Origin of the sequence: Fructobacillus parabroussonetiae, from assembly GCF_018437265.1 — a bacterium.
Classification (GTDB): domain Bacteria; phylum Bacillota; class Bacilli; order Lactobacillales; family Lactobacillaceae; genus Fructobacillus; species Fructobacillus parabroussonetiae.
On sequence record NZ_JAAMFL010000006.1, the window covers coordinates 79,348 to 94,062 of the forward strand.

The 14,715-nt window shown below is 47.8% G+C and carries 14 protein-coding genes; all 14 read right to left on the reverse strand.

The genetic code is table 11. From position 1 onward, the window contains the following. Positions 1–45 precede the first annotated feature (45 nt). A complete protein-coding gene (locus G6R30_RS04005; protein ID WP_213821702.1) occupies positions 46–765 on the reverse strand; it encodes a KxYKxGKxW signal peptide domain-containing protein in 720 nt (239 codons plus the stop codon). Between the two features lie 315 nt (positions 766–1,080). After that, positions 1,081–2,898 (reverse strand): Stk1 family PASTA domain-containing Ser/Thr kinase, encoded by a 1,818-nt coding sequence (pknB, locus tag G6R30_RS04010; RefSeq protein ID WP_213821704.1) that lies wholly within the window; start codon positions 2,896–2,898, stop codon positions 1,081–1,083. Then, entirely contained in the window at positions 2,898–3,764 is an 867-nt protein-coding gene (locus G6R30_RS04015) for a PP2C family protein-serine/threonine phosphatase (protein WP_213821706.1), read from the reverse strand. Before G6R30_RS04015 ends, pknB begins: the two co-directional genes overlap by 1 nt. Before the next feature lie 5 nt (positions 3,765–3,769). Continuing rightward, entirely contained in the window at positions 3,770–5,116 is a 1,347-nt protein-coding gene (gene rsmB / locus G6R30_RS04020) for a 16S rRNA (cytosine(967)-C(5))-methyltransferase RsmB (RefSeq protein WP_213821708.1), read from the reverse strand. Beyond that, on the reverse strand, positions 5,109–6,080 hold the full coding sequence (fmt, locus tag G6R30_RS04025; protein ID WP_213821710.1) for a methionyl-tRNA formyltransferase: 972 nt from the start codon (positions 6,078–6,080) through the stop codon (positions 5,109–5,111). Before fmt ends, rsmB begins: the two co-directional genes overlap by 8 nt. Positions 6,081–6,212: 132 nt before the next feature. Continuing rightward, complete coding sequence (gene priA / locus G6R30_RS04030; RefSeq protein ID WP_213821711.1) at positions 6,213–8,636, reverse strand: primosomal protein N'; 2,424 nt, start codon at positions 8,634–8,636, stop codon at positions 6,213–6,215. 115 nt (positions 8,637–8,751) lie between these two features. After that, the gene (locus G6R30_RS04035) at positions 8,752–9,867 is read right to left on the reverse strand and encodes an AAA family ATPase (RefSeq protein ID WP_213821713.1); all 1,116 of its coding nucleotides are present in this window, start codon (positions 9,865–9,867) and stop codon (positions 8,752–8,754) included. 238 nt (positions 9,868–10,105) lie between these two features. Then, on the reverse strand, positions 10,106–10,813 hold the full coding sequence (locus G6R30_RS04040) for a DUF4097 family beta strand repeat-containing protein (protein ID WP_213821715.1): 708 nt from the start codon (positions 10,811–10,813) through the stop codon (positions 10,106–10,108). Further along, positions 10,806–11,372, reverse strand: a complete 567-nt coding sequence (locus tag G6R30_RS04045) for a DUF1700 domain-containing protein (protein WP_213821717.1) — start codon at positions 11,370–11,372, stop codon at positions 10,806–10,808. The genes G6R30_RS04040 and G6R30_RS04045 overlap by 8 nt, the downstream gene beginning before the upstream one ends. Position 11,373: 1 nt before the next feature. Continuing rightward, a complete protein-coding gene (locus tag G6R30_RS04050) occupies positions 11,374–11,679 on the reverse strand; it encodes a PadR family transcriptional regulator (protein WP_213821719.1) in 306 nt (101 codons plus the stop codon). Between the two features lie 112 nt (positions 11,680–11,791). Continuing rightward, on the reverse strand, positions 11,792–12,229 hold the full coding sequence (msrB, locus tag G6R30_RS04055) for a peptide-methionine (R)-S-oxide reductase MsrB (protein ID WP_213821721.1): 438 nt from the start codon (positions 12,227–12,229) through the stop codon (positions 11,792–11,794). Then, entirely contained in the window at positions 12,213–12,752 is a 540-nt protein-coding gene (msrA, locus tag G6R30_RS04060; RefSeq protein ID WP_213821723.1) for a peptide-methionine (S)-S-oxide reductase MsrA, read from the reverse strand. Before msrA ends, msrB begins: the two co-directional genes overlap by 17 nt. Before the next feature lie 104 nt (positions 12,753–12,856). After that, entirely contained in the window at positions 12,857–13,441 is a 585-nt protein-coding gene (yihA, locus tag G6R30_RS04065; RefSeq protein WP_213821725.1) for a ribosome biogenesis GTP-binding protein YihA/YsxC, read from the reverse strand. A gap of 2 nt (positions 13,442–13,443) precedes the next feature. Further along, the gene (clpX, locus tag G6R30_RS04070; protein WP_213821727.1) at positions 13,444–14,694 is read right to left on the reverse strand and encodes an ATP-dependent Clp protease ATP-binding subunit ClpX; all 1,251 of its coding nucleotides are present in this window, start codon (positions 14,692–14,694) and stop codon (positions 13,444–13,446) included. Positions 14,695–14,715 lie beyond the last annotated feature (21 nt).

Consider the following 14,715-nt stretch of genomic DNA (forward strand, 5'->3'; position numbering starts at 1 on the left):
AAATTATCTCGGAAAAACTAATGAATCATTGGGTGATTAATAATCTTAGTGACGAGGCTTGTAAAATGACAAACCAAGTACTGAAGCAGCCAATGCCAAGCCAGTCAAAGCCATAGCGTTGTTAGAATTAGCTTCTACACCTGTTTCAGGTTGTGCTGAAACTGCCTTATCATCGGACTTAGCAACAACTTGTTCAGCGTTCGCTGCGGCATCATCAATAGCTGGGTGGAAGTCGAAGTGTGATTCGGCATTCTTTTCTTCTTGACTAGGCGCACCAGCATTGTTGTTCTGGTCCTTGTCCGCGTCTGTTGACCCATCTGCGTTCTTATTAGCATCTGGCGTTGAAGGAGTTACTGGTTCTGCTGGCTTGTTATCTGTGTCAGCAGATGGTGTAGCGTTCTTCGTATATTCAACCGTGACCTTCTTGTTCGCTGCGTCAACTGTTACCTTGCCTGCAGTATAGCCGTCAACCGTTACCTTGCCAGCTTCCAATTCAAGAGCTTCTTGATCATCAAGATTTCCATCAGTTGCTGGTGCTTCAAGAGTTGTCTTTGATGGCGTCAATACATCTGAGTTACTCTTGTTTTCTGCAACTACATTAAATGTGATAGGCGTTGAATCAGCTGATGCCGTCATTTCTTGCCCGAACATTGGCACGTTAGCACCAGAAATTTCAGATACACCGGCGATGGCAAAGGCTGCAACAGCTGCTGCAACCCAAATTTTTCCACTCTTATACATTTTTACACGATTAAATTCTTGCATAAAATATCCCTTCAGTACTTTTACTCTAAACAACACGTTCAGCATATCGGAAAACAATTACGGGATATTTACGTTTATTACAAAAGAAACACATTTCAAAAGACTATAAAACTTAAATTATTTTTTCACAAGTTATACAAATTCAAAAATCAATTTTAACAAGGATATTAATTTTCATTTAATGAACAAGTGAAAATCTTAACGTTAATGTTTTAACAAGAATGTTATAATAATTTTTTTTACGGATGGTAATCTAATCAACTCCTTAGCGAGCAAATAAAAAAAGCCCTTCTTAAGGACTTTTTCCCGTTTTATTTAATTCGTTTTCGTCGTTGAACTTGAACTTGAGCTACTTGACGAGGCAGCCGCGCTCGTTCCCGATGAGATCTTGACCGTCAACGTTTTATCGATGGTAAATTTCGAACCGGCAGCCGGATCTTGTCCGACAACGGTGCCACTTGGCTGACTAGCATCCACGACATTGAAGGCCAAGGACACATTGTTTTGGTTTGCCCAGTTGACAACGTCTGACTGAGATTTGTTCGTTAAGTCAGGCAAGGTAATCGACTTTGGCCCATTGGAGACGGTCAAGGTAATGGTTGTATCACCCGGATCCACCTGCGAACCGGCAGCAACCGATTGGCTCATGACCTGGCCAGAAGGCGTCGAATTTGAGTCCTCCGTCTTCTTCTTAACCGTAATGCCCTTATTCGTCAATTGATTGGCGGCCTTTGAATAGTCCCAGCCGGAGTAATCCGAAATCGACACGGTATCCGTACCAGAAGAAATCACCAGCTTAACCGATGAGCCCCTTTTAATCGAACGGCCCACCGATGGACTCACTTTAATGACATCCCCCTTATCAACTGACTTGGAACTCGTCGTTGACGTTGAAGAAATCGAGAGGCCGGCATCTTCCAACTTACTCTTGGCGTTGCTTTCGGTCATGTTAGTCACGTCTGGAATACTGGTATAAGTGTTTCGGGCATAAGTATAAGCGCCGATGGCACCGGCCAACACCAATAAGACGATGGCCAAAACGGCCCACTTCTTTTTCGAACGGTACTTAATGCCGTTTTTATCTAAGACTTCGCGGACAAATTTTGGTGTGCGATCAACTTGTTCGGCGATTTCTTTTACGGAGTAACCCTTTTGCCCAAAGTCGATAATCCGCTCTTCCACATCGTCTTTCTCTTCGTCTGCCAGTTCTTCAGGATCATCCTCAACAAAGGGATGACTATTCCAATCCGGCGTCACTAATTTTGTTTCATCAGATGCTTCCGGCACAAAACGGCCTTCCGCCGAGCGGCGCTTTGACAGCGACGTCTTCAAATCATCCGCCATATCCGCCGTTGAGAAGTAGCGGTCTTTGGCATCCTTTGTCGTTGCCCGTAGAATCACGTTCTCCAAGGGTTGCGGAATTTGCGGATCAAAGTCCTTGACGAAGGGCATTGGTTCTTCGGCATGCTGATAAGCAATGCGATCGGCCGTGTCACCCTGATAGGGCACCTGATTGGTCAGCATCTCATAGAGAATGACACCCAGCGCATAGATATCGGACTTTTCAGAAGCACTTTGCCCGCGAGTCACTTCTGGTGCCAAATAGTGGATTGACCCAATCACCGGCTCCTTTGTCCTTGGTTGTCCAAACTTATTTTGAGCCAGGGCAATCCCAAAGTCGGTGATCTTCACCTGCCCCTTATCATCAATTAAGATGTTTTGAGGTTTCAGGTCCCGGTGAATAATCCCAGCCTTATGAGCGGCTGAAACGGCCGCCAGGATCTGTTCCATGATATCGACGACTTCCTGGTAAGGAATGGGGAAATGTTCTTTAATATAGCTTTTTAAGTCCATACCTGCCACGTATTCCATGACTAAGTAGGGATTGCCATCCGCTTCCCCCGCGTCATAGAGTTGGACGATATGGTCATTGACCAACGTTGTCGCCGCTTTGGCTTCTTTTTGGAACCGTTGCAACGCTTCTGGCTGATCCTTAATATCAAAGCGGATCATCTTCAAAGTTACATCGCGTTTTAGATAGGTGTCATAGGCTTGGTAAACACTGGCCATGCCACCCTCGCCCAACAAGCGCACAATCTGGTAACGGTTATCAATCATCGTTCCCTTTTCCATTAGTCGAGCCTTCCTTTCAATCGATTTTCTTCAACGAGTTCATCAGCTTTTACCGGCCGGTCATTTTGAACCGTCAACCGTTGTCCCGTTGAGCCCATTTGATCCGTCATGTTGGTCATCAACAGCGCCGTGACGTTGTCGGGGACATCTCGTGCAATGGCGGCTTTAACCAGCGCTGATAATCGTTCCGAAATATCTAAAACAGAGCCCATTTGCGGGTTGTTTCCCGGACGGCGAACGCCCGGTTGTAAAATCGCCACCTGTTCATCGATTGACAGGACTTTGGCAAGGCCGTCCGAGGTCAAGTACAACCAGTCACTTTCATCCGGTACAAAAGTCGTCCACTCCAGATCGACTTTTTTATTCACGCCTAAATAACGTGTCAGCGAATCTGCTTCCGGAATGTCTTCATCGATTGGCTCGCCGGCTTGCCGCGCCAATTCGTTCCTGACGGTATGGTCAAAAGTCAACATTTCGGCCTGTTGCTGACGGAGCAAATAAGCACGGGAATCACCGGCATTGGCAACCAGTACTTTGTCCGACAGGCAAACAGCCAAAACCAAAGTCGTTGCCATCTGGCTCACTTCTTGGTCGTGTTGACCGACCAACAGAATCGACTGGTTGGCTAAGTCCGCCTGGTGAACTAACCAGGCCTTCACTTTTTCCTCTTCGTCGTAAGCCACCTGTTCCCAGGCGTGCCCGAGGGTCTCAACAACCATTCGAGCCGCTTTTTTGGAGCCTTCCTGTGAGGCAACGCCGTCTGCAACCAATACTAAAGGATTGCCGGCGCGATTGTAAAACGCCCCGACAGCATCCTGGTTATCAGACCGGGCTGGTCCTTTGTCACTTTGGTAGGCAATTGCCATAACTGTTAATCCTTTCTTTGAAAGGTGGCGATATAAAAGCCATCAGTTTGATAATCATCCGGATAAATCTTCAAGGCGAGTTCCTGGCGATCGGCCTTAACCCCCTTGGTCGTTTCCGTTTTCACTTGAACAAAGTCAGGGTGCTTCGCCAAAAATTCGGCCACCACGTCATCGTTTTCCTGATTCAAAATCGTACAAGTCGAATAAACCAATCGGCCGCCTTTAGCTAACTTCGTCGCCGCTGCTTCCAAAATAGCCAACTGCAGCGTTGCCAGATGTTGCACGTCAGCCATGCTCTTTTCATAGCGAATTTCAGGCTTTCGACGTAACAAGCCAAGTCCCGAACAGGGGGCATCAACTAAAATCCGGTCAAAATCATGCTGAAAATGTTCTGGAATTTCACGAGCATCAAGGGCCATGGCATCGACACGGTCAGCCAAGCCTAAACGCGCGGCGTTTTGAGCAATCAGCTTCACTTTGTGAGCATGAATATCCAAGGCTGTCACCCGTGCCTCTTCGGGCAATTCCTGTGCAATTTGTGTCGTTTTACCACCGGGTGCCGCGGCCGCATCTAAGACAGTGCGAACCTGATCATCAATTTTCATGGCTTCAACCGGTAGCATGGCTGACTCGTCTTGCACCGTTAACAAACCTTCTTGATAGGCTGTTGACGAAGCCACGTGCCCATCGGCAATGATCAAGGCATCTTCAGCCAAGGAGCCCTTTTTGGCTGTATATCCCTCAGCCTCCAAAGACTGGATGACCGCTTCTGCATCACTCTTTGCCGTGTTCACCCGAGCAGATTGCTCCGGTGCATGGTTGAGCGATTGTAAAATGCTGGCGGCTTTTTTACCACCCAGTTGTGCCGTTAACTCGGCAACCAACCATTCAGGAACCGAATAGCTAATGGCCAAACGTTTTGTCTCATCTTGAATCTTTTCAGGATCAGCCAGGCCGTGGCGGTCCATGTTATGCAAGATCGCCGTCACGAACTTGGCAGTGCCAACGTTTCCCATGGTCTTAGCGATTTCGATGGTTTCATTGAAAAGCGCGTGTTTTGGAATCCGATCCAACTTTTGCCATTGGAAAAGGGCGGTTAAGAGCAATTCCTTTACCCAATTTTCAAGTTTCTTCCCCTTCACATAGGGGGCCAACCAGTATTCCAAGAGCATCCGGTATTGAATCGTCCCATAAACCAAGGTGGTCAAAAGCCCCTTGTCCGCGTCCTTTAAAGGATTGGCTTTAATAATTTGATTTAACTGCAAGTTCGAGTATGCGCCGTTTTTAACTTTTGCCAAAGTCAACACCGCCAGCAGGCGGGGATTGTCCGAGTGAGTGATTTTTTTAGGCATTCGCCTCTCCTATCGTGATCCATGCATCCCCAACCGCTAAGTGTTGGCCCGCGCCATTCAAATAGGCGGCGATGTCCATGACGGCTTTACCAGCGGGTTGCAAGCGTAGCACGGCCAGTTGACTGCCATCAGCAGCGGCAACGTGCAGCGCCTTTTTACTCTTAAAGGTGATGACACCAGGCTTTTCAGTCGTTTTCTCAGCCAGTGGGGTGACTTTGACAAACTTCATTGACTGACCATCCGACTGTACGTGCGCTGGATGCGTCGGATAAAGTCCGCGAATGTGCCAGTCCAACTGCTGGGCCGTTTCCTGATCAAAGTGCAACTGTTGCTGTTCTCGGGAAATGTTCGGTGAAAAAGTCACTTCATCTTCTGCCTGCGGGTTCCCCTTCAGGTCACCAGCGGCAATTTTTTCCAAGTTTTCCGTTACTAGGCCAACCGCTGCCTGCCCCAACTTATCAAACATGGTACCCACGTTGTCGTCTTCTGTAATTGGCACCTTAACAAGGTCTAAAACATCGCCGGCATCCATTTTCTTCACCATGTACATCAAGGAAACACCCGTCTCCTGGTCACCATTCATGATGGCGTAGTGAACCGGTGCACCACCACGGTACTTTGGCAGCAAGGAAGCGTGCGCGTTCACCGCACCGTACTTGGCTGCTTCGAGCAACTTCGTTGGTAAGAACTGGCCAAAGGCCGCCGTTACGATAAAGTCGGGCGCAATGGCTAGAATTTGAGCCATTTCGTCAGAGCCAGAAATCTTTTCCGGCTGCAAAACAGGTAACCCAAGCTTTTCGGCCGCCACTTTAACGGGACTCGCCTTGAGTTGGTACTTTCGTCCGAAGGGGCGGTCTGGCTGGGTGACAACGGCCTTGACATCAAAGCGTTCATCAGTCGCCAGTGCTTCAAGCGTTGGTACAGCAAATTGTGGGGTGCCCATAAAGACAATCGATAAAGCCATGTTTCTTACCTCACTGTGTTTTCTAAAAGGAATCAGTTGATCTTATTATAGCAAAAAAGAGAAAGAAGGCCCAAAGGCCCGACCTTTTATCGCGTCTTTTCACCATTTCTTTCTCTTTTTTAACGAACTTTTTTACATAAAGGAGACGGGATCACGACGGACTTCTAATGCAAAGTCCTTGTCGGCCTTCTGCGACTGGTCCACCAAGTCGCGAAGTAAGGCATCCACCTCGTTTGGCTTTTTCATCTTCAAAATCATTTGGAAAAAGAAGCGGCCCTTCAATTTTGCAATCGACCGGGGCGATGGACCCAGCAACAAAACGTCTTCGGGTAGGCGCTTTTTGAGCCAGGCCGCAATTTTAGCCGTTTGCAGGGCAACCTGATTTTCCTCACTTGCCGAGCATTGAATCTGAACCGTATAAAAGTAAGGCGGAAATTCAGCCGCATGACGAATAGCCATTTCCTGTCGATAAAAACCTTCATAATCGTGTTTTTGCGCATACTTCAAGGCATAGTGATCCGGGTTATAGGTCTGAATCACCACTTCGCCCTGATGTTCGGCACGGCCCGCACGGCCGGCTACCTGCGTCAGTAATTGAAAAGTCTTTTCCGATGCCCGAAAGTCAGGCAGCCCTAAGCCCGTATCCGCATTCAAGACACCGACCAAGGTCACGTCAGGGAAATCCAAGCCCTTCGCCACCATCTGGGTTCCCAGTAGAATCTGCGCCTTTTTCTGGCCAAAGTCGGCTAATGCCTTGGCCATGGCTCCCTTTCTTCGCGTCGTGTCCTGATCCAAGCGAATCACGGGATAATCCGGTAACAAAGCAGCCAGTTCGGTCTCGACTTTTTCAGTGCCCGTTCCATAGTAGCGAATGCGGTTTGAACCACAGACCGGACAAATGTGTGGAATTGGTTCCTGATAACCGCAGTAGTGGCACTTCAAGGTGCGACTATCCATGTGCAGGGTCATGGCCAAATTACAGTTCGGATCCCTTGGCACAAAACCACAGTCACGACACATCACAAAGGACGAAAAGCCCCGCCGATTCAACATCAAGACCGCTTGTTCGCCACGTGCCAAAACGGCCTTCAACTGTTCTAAGAGACCAGAAGAAAAATTGGTGTCCCCGCGGTCGAGCTGTTCCTGACGCATGTCAACAATCGATACTGCTGGCAAAGTCGCATGTGGATTAGCTCGCTTAGTTAAGCGAAGAAAGTGGTACAGGCCCTTTTGTGCTCGAGCCCGGCTCTCCAATGAAGGCGTTGCCGATCCCAGCACAACGGGTGCGTGATGAAAGCGCCCCCGCCAAAGCGCCACGTCACGCGCCGAGTAATGAGGATTTTCGCTTTGGCTGTAAGAACTCTCATGTTCTTCATCAACAATAATCAGTCCCAAGCGATCAAGGGGGGCGAAAACGGCGGAACGAGCACCGACGACCACCTGAACTTTTCCTTCATGAATCCGCCGCCATTCATCATAGCGTTCCCCAACGGAAAGGCCGGAATGCAGCAAGGCGGTTTGATCACCGAAACGATCTTCGACTCGCTTTTGCATCTGAGGGGTCAGGGCGATTTCTGGAACCAAAAAGAGAACCTGTTCCCCGCGATCAATCGCTTTTTGAGCCGCCTGCAGATAAACCTCTGTCTTACCTGATCCAGTGATACCCTCTAACAAAAAGACCTCTTGCTGATGGTCATCATTCGCCGACGTGATAGCTTGATAGGCAACCTCTTGCTCATCGTTTAGTTGCTTGATGTCATCCTTTTGCCCGTCGGCCAATCGATCGGGCCGCCGTTTGACTTCGACGGCGACTTTTTTCAAGATACCCTTCTTAGCGGCAACACCCAGGGTTGCAAAAGAAACATCCAGTTGTTCTAGCCAGTCTTCCTTTGAAAAAGTCTGACCCGGGTGAGCGATGGCAAAGTCCACGATGGCTCGTTGCTGCTTGGCCCCTTTTGACAGACTAGAAGAAATTTCTTCCAGCGCTTCTCGATCCGGATTGGTTTGAAAAGCGGTGGTGGTTTTCACTTTCCCCTGGTTCTCAATAACCGTCAACACTTTGAGTAAGCCGGCCTTTTCAAGCTGGCGAATCGCTCGCCAGCCCTTGGCTGAAAAGTCCTTCATCTTCACCAGGCGTTCCTGCTGGCCATCTAGGTAAGCTAACCGATCCGCATCGGAAAGGCTAGGCTGCGCAATCAGTTTTTTGCGATAAGACGCCTTTAAGGAAGTCGGCAGCATCAGGGCCAAAAAAGTCACCCAGTAGGAAAAATTCTTTTCCGCTAAGTGCTTGGCCAGCTCCAAGAGTTCAGTTGATAGAACCGGACGTTCATCTAAGACCGTCAACACGTCTTTGACCTGGTCTTCTTGAATATCTTCTGGCAACTGATCCGTCAGGGCCACAACGTATCCAAGAACAGAGCGATGGCCAAAGGCCACCAAGACGCGAACACCAGCCTGAACACGTTGCGCTAATTCGTCAGGTATCAAGTAAGTGTACGGTTGATTGGTTTGTTGCGTGGGCACATCAACCACGACCTGTGCATAGCGTGACGTCATCACTGCCTCCTTTCAAGAAATCACCAATTCATCAAATGGCGCAACCAACAAAGCAACGAGCTAATCCAAACTACTCGTTACTGAAAAGAACCCGCCCAAAGGCAGGTCCAACAAGTTAGACTTTGGTCAAGTTAACCCCGACTCGTTTTTCAATAATCTCGAGTGCCTGCAGATAACGGGCATAATAACCTGCCTGGTCGTCCGCTGCACCCTGACGATCCAAACGAACCGCCTTGTCAGCAAAGCCATAGTCACGAATGACCTGCCAGAGATTCTGATCAAAAAGCTGCGAAGCTTTGGCATCGGCCCCGTTTTGCACCGCCACTTCTGGCGGAATCACAAGAATCAAATCAAGTTCTTCTTCCCCAATCGTGTTATCAAAAAGGAACTGCAGTTTCGCCGCATCGTCTTGATCCAACCAAGAACGCGTCTCGGCCATTGTCACCATGGCGTCCGTATCAAAAAAAGTCAGCCCGTTGTTGGCCGGCGAATTGATTTCAGCCGAATTGGCATCGTATTGCCCTTGAATAATACGCGAATAATCCTTTAGTAGTAATTCGGAATCAAAGACATTGGACTTCTCTTGGTAGGTTCGCGAAAACTCCACAGAAAATGGCGAGTTTGACGTTCGGGCCAGTCGCCTGGTCAACGTGGACTTGCCAGTTTGAGGCGCCCCAACAACTAAAATCTTCTTCGCAAAGTGTCGACGGAAAACACGGTTGATATAATCCCAGTTTCCCAAGGGATCTTTGCGAACCGCCGTCGCTGAAACCTTCAAAATCGTGCGGTCCATTAGTGAGACCGACCAATGGCCGTCATCTGGCAATAGCTTCTCAAGCATGGCTTGATAATCTGCTTCGCCCGTGTAAAGCGTAATATGGGCATCCGGATTCGTAATGTTTCGCTTAATCGTCGTTGTCAACCGATCCGTCCACTCCTGCCAACCATTTGGCATTTGCGGAATATCATCTTCATTGATGTAATCCACCTTAATGCTTTTTTCGTCATTAAAGGCTTCTCGTAAGTAGCGAAAACGTTTCTCGACGGGCAGCCCAATCTGGTCACCACGATCGCCAGTATATCCTGAGGTAATGACCACCACGCCGTCATTTAAGGCAGCCGCCTTGTAGATTTCGGCTTGGTGGCCAATGTGCATCGGTGCCAGGGTACCGAAAAAGACCCCAATTTTATCGCCTGTTAGGTTTTCTTTGACTAAGTTTGCTTTAACCATGTTCTCCTACCAAATCAACGTTATCCAATGATGGAATTGAGTCTATTATAGCAAAATTTCAGCGCAAAATCGTTCCCGGATGAGCCTTCTAAAGAGTACACCGGCCCATCATTTCCCATTCGCTGTCGCCATCCTTTCAACCCCGTCAAAACAATAACACGTAAAAATATAGAAAAAAGCTACTCAAACGAAGTAGCCTTTACATTTCGATTAATGATTTTATAGCCGCCAGCACAGCTTAGGTCAAGGAAATATCGCCCGAAAGGTTCGTCAGGCTAAAGACTGCCTGATCCGCCGTGACGTTCTGATAAGCATTCGTCACATTGATATCGCCATAACGACTATAAGTTTTCAGCTTTGGCAGCGTGCTCTTCTTAACGAAGATATCGCCATAGCGGTTTGTCACACCCCCGCTCGTTGCGACTTTGACATCGGACAAGTTCACATCCCCGTTGGTATTTTTAATTTTCAGCTGATCGGAGCGGCTGTTTTTGACCGTCAAATCACCATTCAGGCTAGCTAAACTGAGACTTTGAAGGGTCGTTTTCTCAGGAAGGGTAATCGTGATGTGATGGGGTGTTGGTTGGTTGATTCCCCAAGACCAACCAAAGCGCTCATCGCCAGTAACTTTGACCAATCCGTCGTTCGAAGAAACCGTGACATAATTCTTCTCTGCTCGATCAACGGAAATCGCAAAGTGCTCCCCCGAACGCACCGTTACATCAGCGTTTTTTACAGACAAATCGAGTCCCGTCAGATCCTGCTTACCGGAAACAATCTGATCAGGTGTCAGGTCCACTTCGCCCTTTTCATCGCGCTCAGATAAATAAACAGGGCCGTTGTTCCAATAAATTTGTCCTGGAAAACCGTCCTGAAAAAAGGCAAGGCCCATTAACACGGCGCCCAACAAAACGAGAGAAGAGCCAAACCAAATTTTCTTATTCATGGTTCAACCCCTTTTTCAAACGTTGCATCACTCGACTACCAGCAAAACGCGTCCAATCCGCGGACTTCATGGAGAAGAAAGTCGCCAAGGGCGACAATAAAAACATGATTCCTAGCATCAAAAGTGCTAAGCCAATATAAAAGGCCCCGCCCCACAACGACTGTGCCACGACAACAACCCCAGCAACGCCGACAAAGGCCGCAGCCAAAATAAAGGCCACCATCAAGGACCAAATCAGCAAGGATGGCAACCAGACAAGGAAGAACAAGACCACAAACAGTCCCAGGTACAATGGTGCTGTCAGCCACATTAGCCAAGCAAAGTGGCCAGCATGGCCTTGATTAGTCGTTCTGTTCGAATCTTGGTCCGCAATTTCTTGATTAGCGAGTCGTACTTGAATCTTTTCGGCTAGTTCTGCCGGTGTGCCCAAAGTCTTTCGCGCCGCCCAATCGTCTAATTGATGATTATTCAAATAGTCAGCATAGTGCTGAACAAATTGTTCTCGCTCGCCTGTTTTCAAGCGTCCTAACGCCTGTTCGAGCTCTTCGATGTAGGTCATCTTATTCTCCCAGTAGGCCATTGACCTGGCTGGCAAAAGTTCGCCAGTCACGTTCCACTTCGATCAAATAGGCCTTTCCTTCATCCGTCAATCGATAATACTTTCGAATTCGTTCTGCATAAACAGCCGAGTGTGTTGCCACTAAGCCCGCCTGTTCCATTCTTCTAAGGACGGGATAAGTTGTTGAATCCGAGATGGGTAATTGGCGTTGAATTTTCTTTGTCAACGCATAACCATATAAAGGTTCCTGATTTAAACTTGCTAGGACAACCGCCTCTAAAACACGATTTGGTACTTTAATTGTCATCGCAAACTCCTCTTCTACCCAATATTATATGATATCGAGTATGCAGAAACAAAATTTATTCTAAAAGAGCAAGAAAAAAGTCGCTGGTAAAACCAGCGACTTGGTCATTTATTTACTTGAAAAGGGACAAATACTTGCCGTACCCCTCTTTTTCCATGTCTTCTTTTGGAACGAAGCGCAAGGAAGCGGAATTAATGCAGTAACGCAAACCGCCCTTATCCTGAGGACCATCAGGAAAGACATGACCTAAGTGAGAATTAGCATCACGCGAACGAACTTCCGTCCGTGTCATCCCAAAGGAATGGTCCGTGTGCTCACGCAAGTCAGCATCATCAATGCCCTTCGTAAAGGCAGGCCAGCCACAACCAGAATCATACTTATCCGTTGATGAGAAGAGCGGTTCACCAGAAACCACGTCAACGAAAATGCCATCATCCCACCACTGGTCATACTTACCGGTAAATGGGCGCTCCGTTGCCGCATTCTGTGTTACTTCATATTGTTCAGGTGTCAAACGAGCCTTTAATTCTTCATTACTTTCCTTCGTCATGAATTTTATCCTCCCAATACTTTGCTTGATATTGCTTCCGGGGTACCATCATCATGGTTTCTCGGAAGGGATCCTTCTTATAAAAGTCCTGGTGGTATTCTTCCGCCTCGTAGAAAGGCTTGGCATCTTCAATTGATGTCACGATTGGTCGATCAAAACGACCGGACGCAGCCAACGCCTTCTTCGATTCCTCGGCGATTTCTCGCTGCTTCTCAGAGTTTACGAAGATCACCGGACGATAAGAATCACCACGGTCCGCAAACTGGCCGGTCGCATCCGTTGGATCCGCTACCAGCCAGTACAAATCGACTAGTTCCTTGTAGGAAATCACATCTGGATCGAACCAGATTTTGACGGCTTCCGTATGTCCAGTGGTATGCGAACATACCTCTTCATAGGTTGGGTTGGCGACGTGACCGCCGGTATAACCGGAACGAACCTTTTTGATTCCAGGCATGGAATCAAAGGGTTCAACCATACACCAGAAACAACCACCTGCAAAAATTGCTGTATCTTCTGCCATGTAAAAGACCTCCTAAGTACTATTGTACTCAGAAGGTCTTTTTCGTCAATGGTCTAGTTGTTATTTATTCATTATAAAACAATTATCAACCAAATTGTTCAAACTTACATTTTGCTTTCAATCCAGCCCCAGACTTCATCTTTACCGGTTTTTTCGACCGATGAGAAAAAGCAGAAGTCCGAGTTGGCGTCGTCGTATTCGACCGCCTTTTTAATAATCGACTCCGATTGGTTTAGTTTTCCACGAGCGATTTTATCCGCCTTGGTTGCCACTAAAAGAACGGGAATTTGATAATAATTCAACCACTGATACATCATGATGTCTTCTTCGCTGGGCTTGTGTCGCGCGTCCACCAAAGAAATCACCCCACGCAATTGCTTCCGTGACGTAATGTAGGTTTCAATCATCTGTCCGAAAGCTTCTCGCTTCTTTTTGGATACCTTGGCATAACCATAGCCAGGCACATCGACAAAGTACAAGGCGTCTTCGACCGCATAGAAGTTTAACGTCTGTGTTTTACCTGGTTGGCCAGACGTTCGGGCAAAGTTTTTTCGGTTGATGAGCGTGTTTGTCAATGAAGACTTCCCCACGTTTGAACGGCCAACAAGGGCAAATTCTGGTCGGCCATCATCGGGATACTGACTAGGTGAAACGGCCGACATGACCATTTCTACATTATGAACGTCCATACTTAGTCCTCCTCTTTCGTTTTCAACACCATCTTTGGTTCCTTACCCGTTTCAACTGCAGCCTTCGTAATGACGACTTTTTCAACATCATCGCGTGATGGAATCTCGTACATGATATCTTTCATCACGTCTTCAATGATTGAACGGAGGCCACGGGCACCCGTTCCTCGTGAAATGGCCAAGTCAGCCATTGCCTTGAGTGCCGTTGGTTGGAACTCAAGATCCACACCATCCAGGCCAAGCAAGGCCTTGTACTGTTTCACTAAGGCGTTCTTAGGCTGCGTTAGGATATGGGTGAGGTCTTCAACCGTCAATTCGTCGAGCACCGTAATAATTGGTAGGCGACCAATGAATTCGGGAATCAATCCGAATTTAGACAAATCTTCCGGCTCCACATTTTGTAAAACATTTGCCTTGTTTAAGGCTTCGGCGTTTTCGGACGAAGCCGATCCAAAGCCAATGACACGCTTACCTAGTCGTTCCTTGATAATCGTATCTAAACCAGCAAAGGCGCCGCCAACAATAAAGAGAATGTTGGTTGTATCCACCTGGATGAGTTCCTGGTTAGGATGCTTGCGACCACCCTGTGGCGGAACGGAGGCAACGGTTCCTTCCAGCATTTTCAGCAAAGCTTGCTGGACACCCTCACCGGAAACATCTCGCGTAATGGAAACGTTTTCGGATTTCTTAGCAATCTTATCGATCTCATCGACGTAGATAATCCCCCGCTGCGCCGATTCGACGTCAAAGTCTGCCGCTTGTAAGAGCTTCAACAGGATGTTTTCCACGTCTTCGCCGACGTAGCCGGCCTCTGTCAAAGTCGTTGCATCAGCGATGGCGAAGGGAACCTGCAAAATTTTAGCAAGCGATTGCGCCAAATAGGTCTTTCCAGAACCAGTTGGTCCAAGTAAGGCGATGTTGGACTTTTGGAGTTCAACGTCGGTTGTCTTCAAGGCGTTTTCATTGACGCGCTTGTAGTGGTTATAAACCGCTACTGCCAAAGTCTTCTTCGCATCGTCTTGGCCAATCACATAGTCACCCAAAGAAGCAACAATTTCCTTTGGCGTTGGCAAGTCGATTTGCTCTTCTTTGGCATCGACAGCCAGTTCATCTTTGATGATTTGTTCAGCAAGGTCTGTACACTCGTTACAAATGTAGAGGCCATCTGGTCCAGCAACTAACTTTTTGACCTCATCAGCACCTTTTCCACAAAAGGAACAGTGCACCATTGGTCCTTGATTTTGCTCAGCCATAAGCCGTCCTTTCTATCGTTT

Bases quoted from the DNA above. Each gene is read 5' to 3' on its own strand.
- fmt (WP_213821710.1), bottom strand. From the start codon at position 6,080: ATGGCTTTATCGATTGTCTTTATGGGCACCCCACAATTTGCTGTACCA.
- yihA (WP_213821725.1), bottom strand. From the start codon at position 13,441: ATGGACGTTCATAATGTAGAAATGGTCATGTCGGCCGTTTCACCTAGT.
- G6R30_RS04015 (WP_213821706.1), bottom strand. From the start codon at position 3,764: ATGGCAATTGCCTACCAAAGTGACAAAGGACCAGCCCGGTCTGATAAC.
- G6R30_RS04045 (WP_213821717.1), bottom strand. From the start codon at position 11,372: ATGACCTACATCGAAGAGCTCGAACAGGCGTTAGGACGCTTGAAAACA.
- pknB (WP_213821704.1), bottom strand. From the start codon at position 2,898: ATGGAAAAGGGAACGATGATTGATAACCGTTACCAGATTGTGCGCTTG.
- G6R30_RS04035 (WP_213821713.1), bottom strand. From the start codon at position 9,867: ATGGTTAAAGCAAACTTAGTCAAAGAAAACCTAACAGGCGATAAAATT.
- clpX (WP_213821727.1), bottom strand. From the start codon at position 14,694: ATGGCTGAGCAAAATCAAGGACCAATGGTGCACTGTTCCTTTTGTGGA.
- msrA (WP_213821723.1), bottom strand. From the start codon at position 12,752: ATGGCAGAAGATACAGCAATTTTTGCAGGTGGTTGTTTCTGGTGTATG.
- msrB (WP_213821721.1), bottom strand. From the start codon at position 12,229: ATGACGAAGGAAAGTAATGAAGAATTAAAGGCTCGTTTGACACCTGAA.
- priA (WP_213821711.1), bottom strand. From the start codon at position 8,636: ATGACGTCACGCTATGCACAGGTCGTGGTTGATGTGCCCACGCAACAA.
- G6R30_RS04040 (WP_213821715.1), bottom strand. From the start codon at position 10,813: ATGAATAAGAAAATTTGGTTTGGCTCTTCTCTCGTTTTGTTGGGCGCC.
- rsmB (WP_213821708.1), bottom strand. From the start codon at position 5,116: ATGCCTAAAAAAATCACTCACTCGGACAATCCCCGCCTGCTGGCGGTG.
- G6R30_RS04050 (WP_213821719.1), bottom strand. From the start codon at position 11,679: ATGACAATTAAAGTACCAAATCGTGTTTTAGAGGCGGTTGTCCTAGCA.
- G6R30_RS04005 (WP_213821702.1), bottom strand. From the start codon at position 765: ATGCAAGAATTTAATCGTGTAAAAATGTATAAGAGTGGAAAAATTTGG.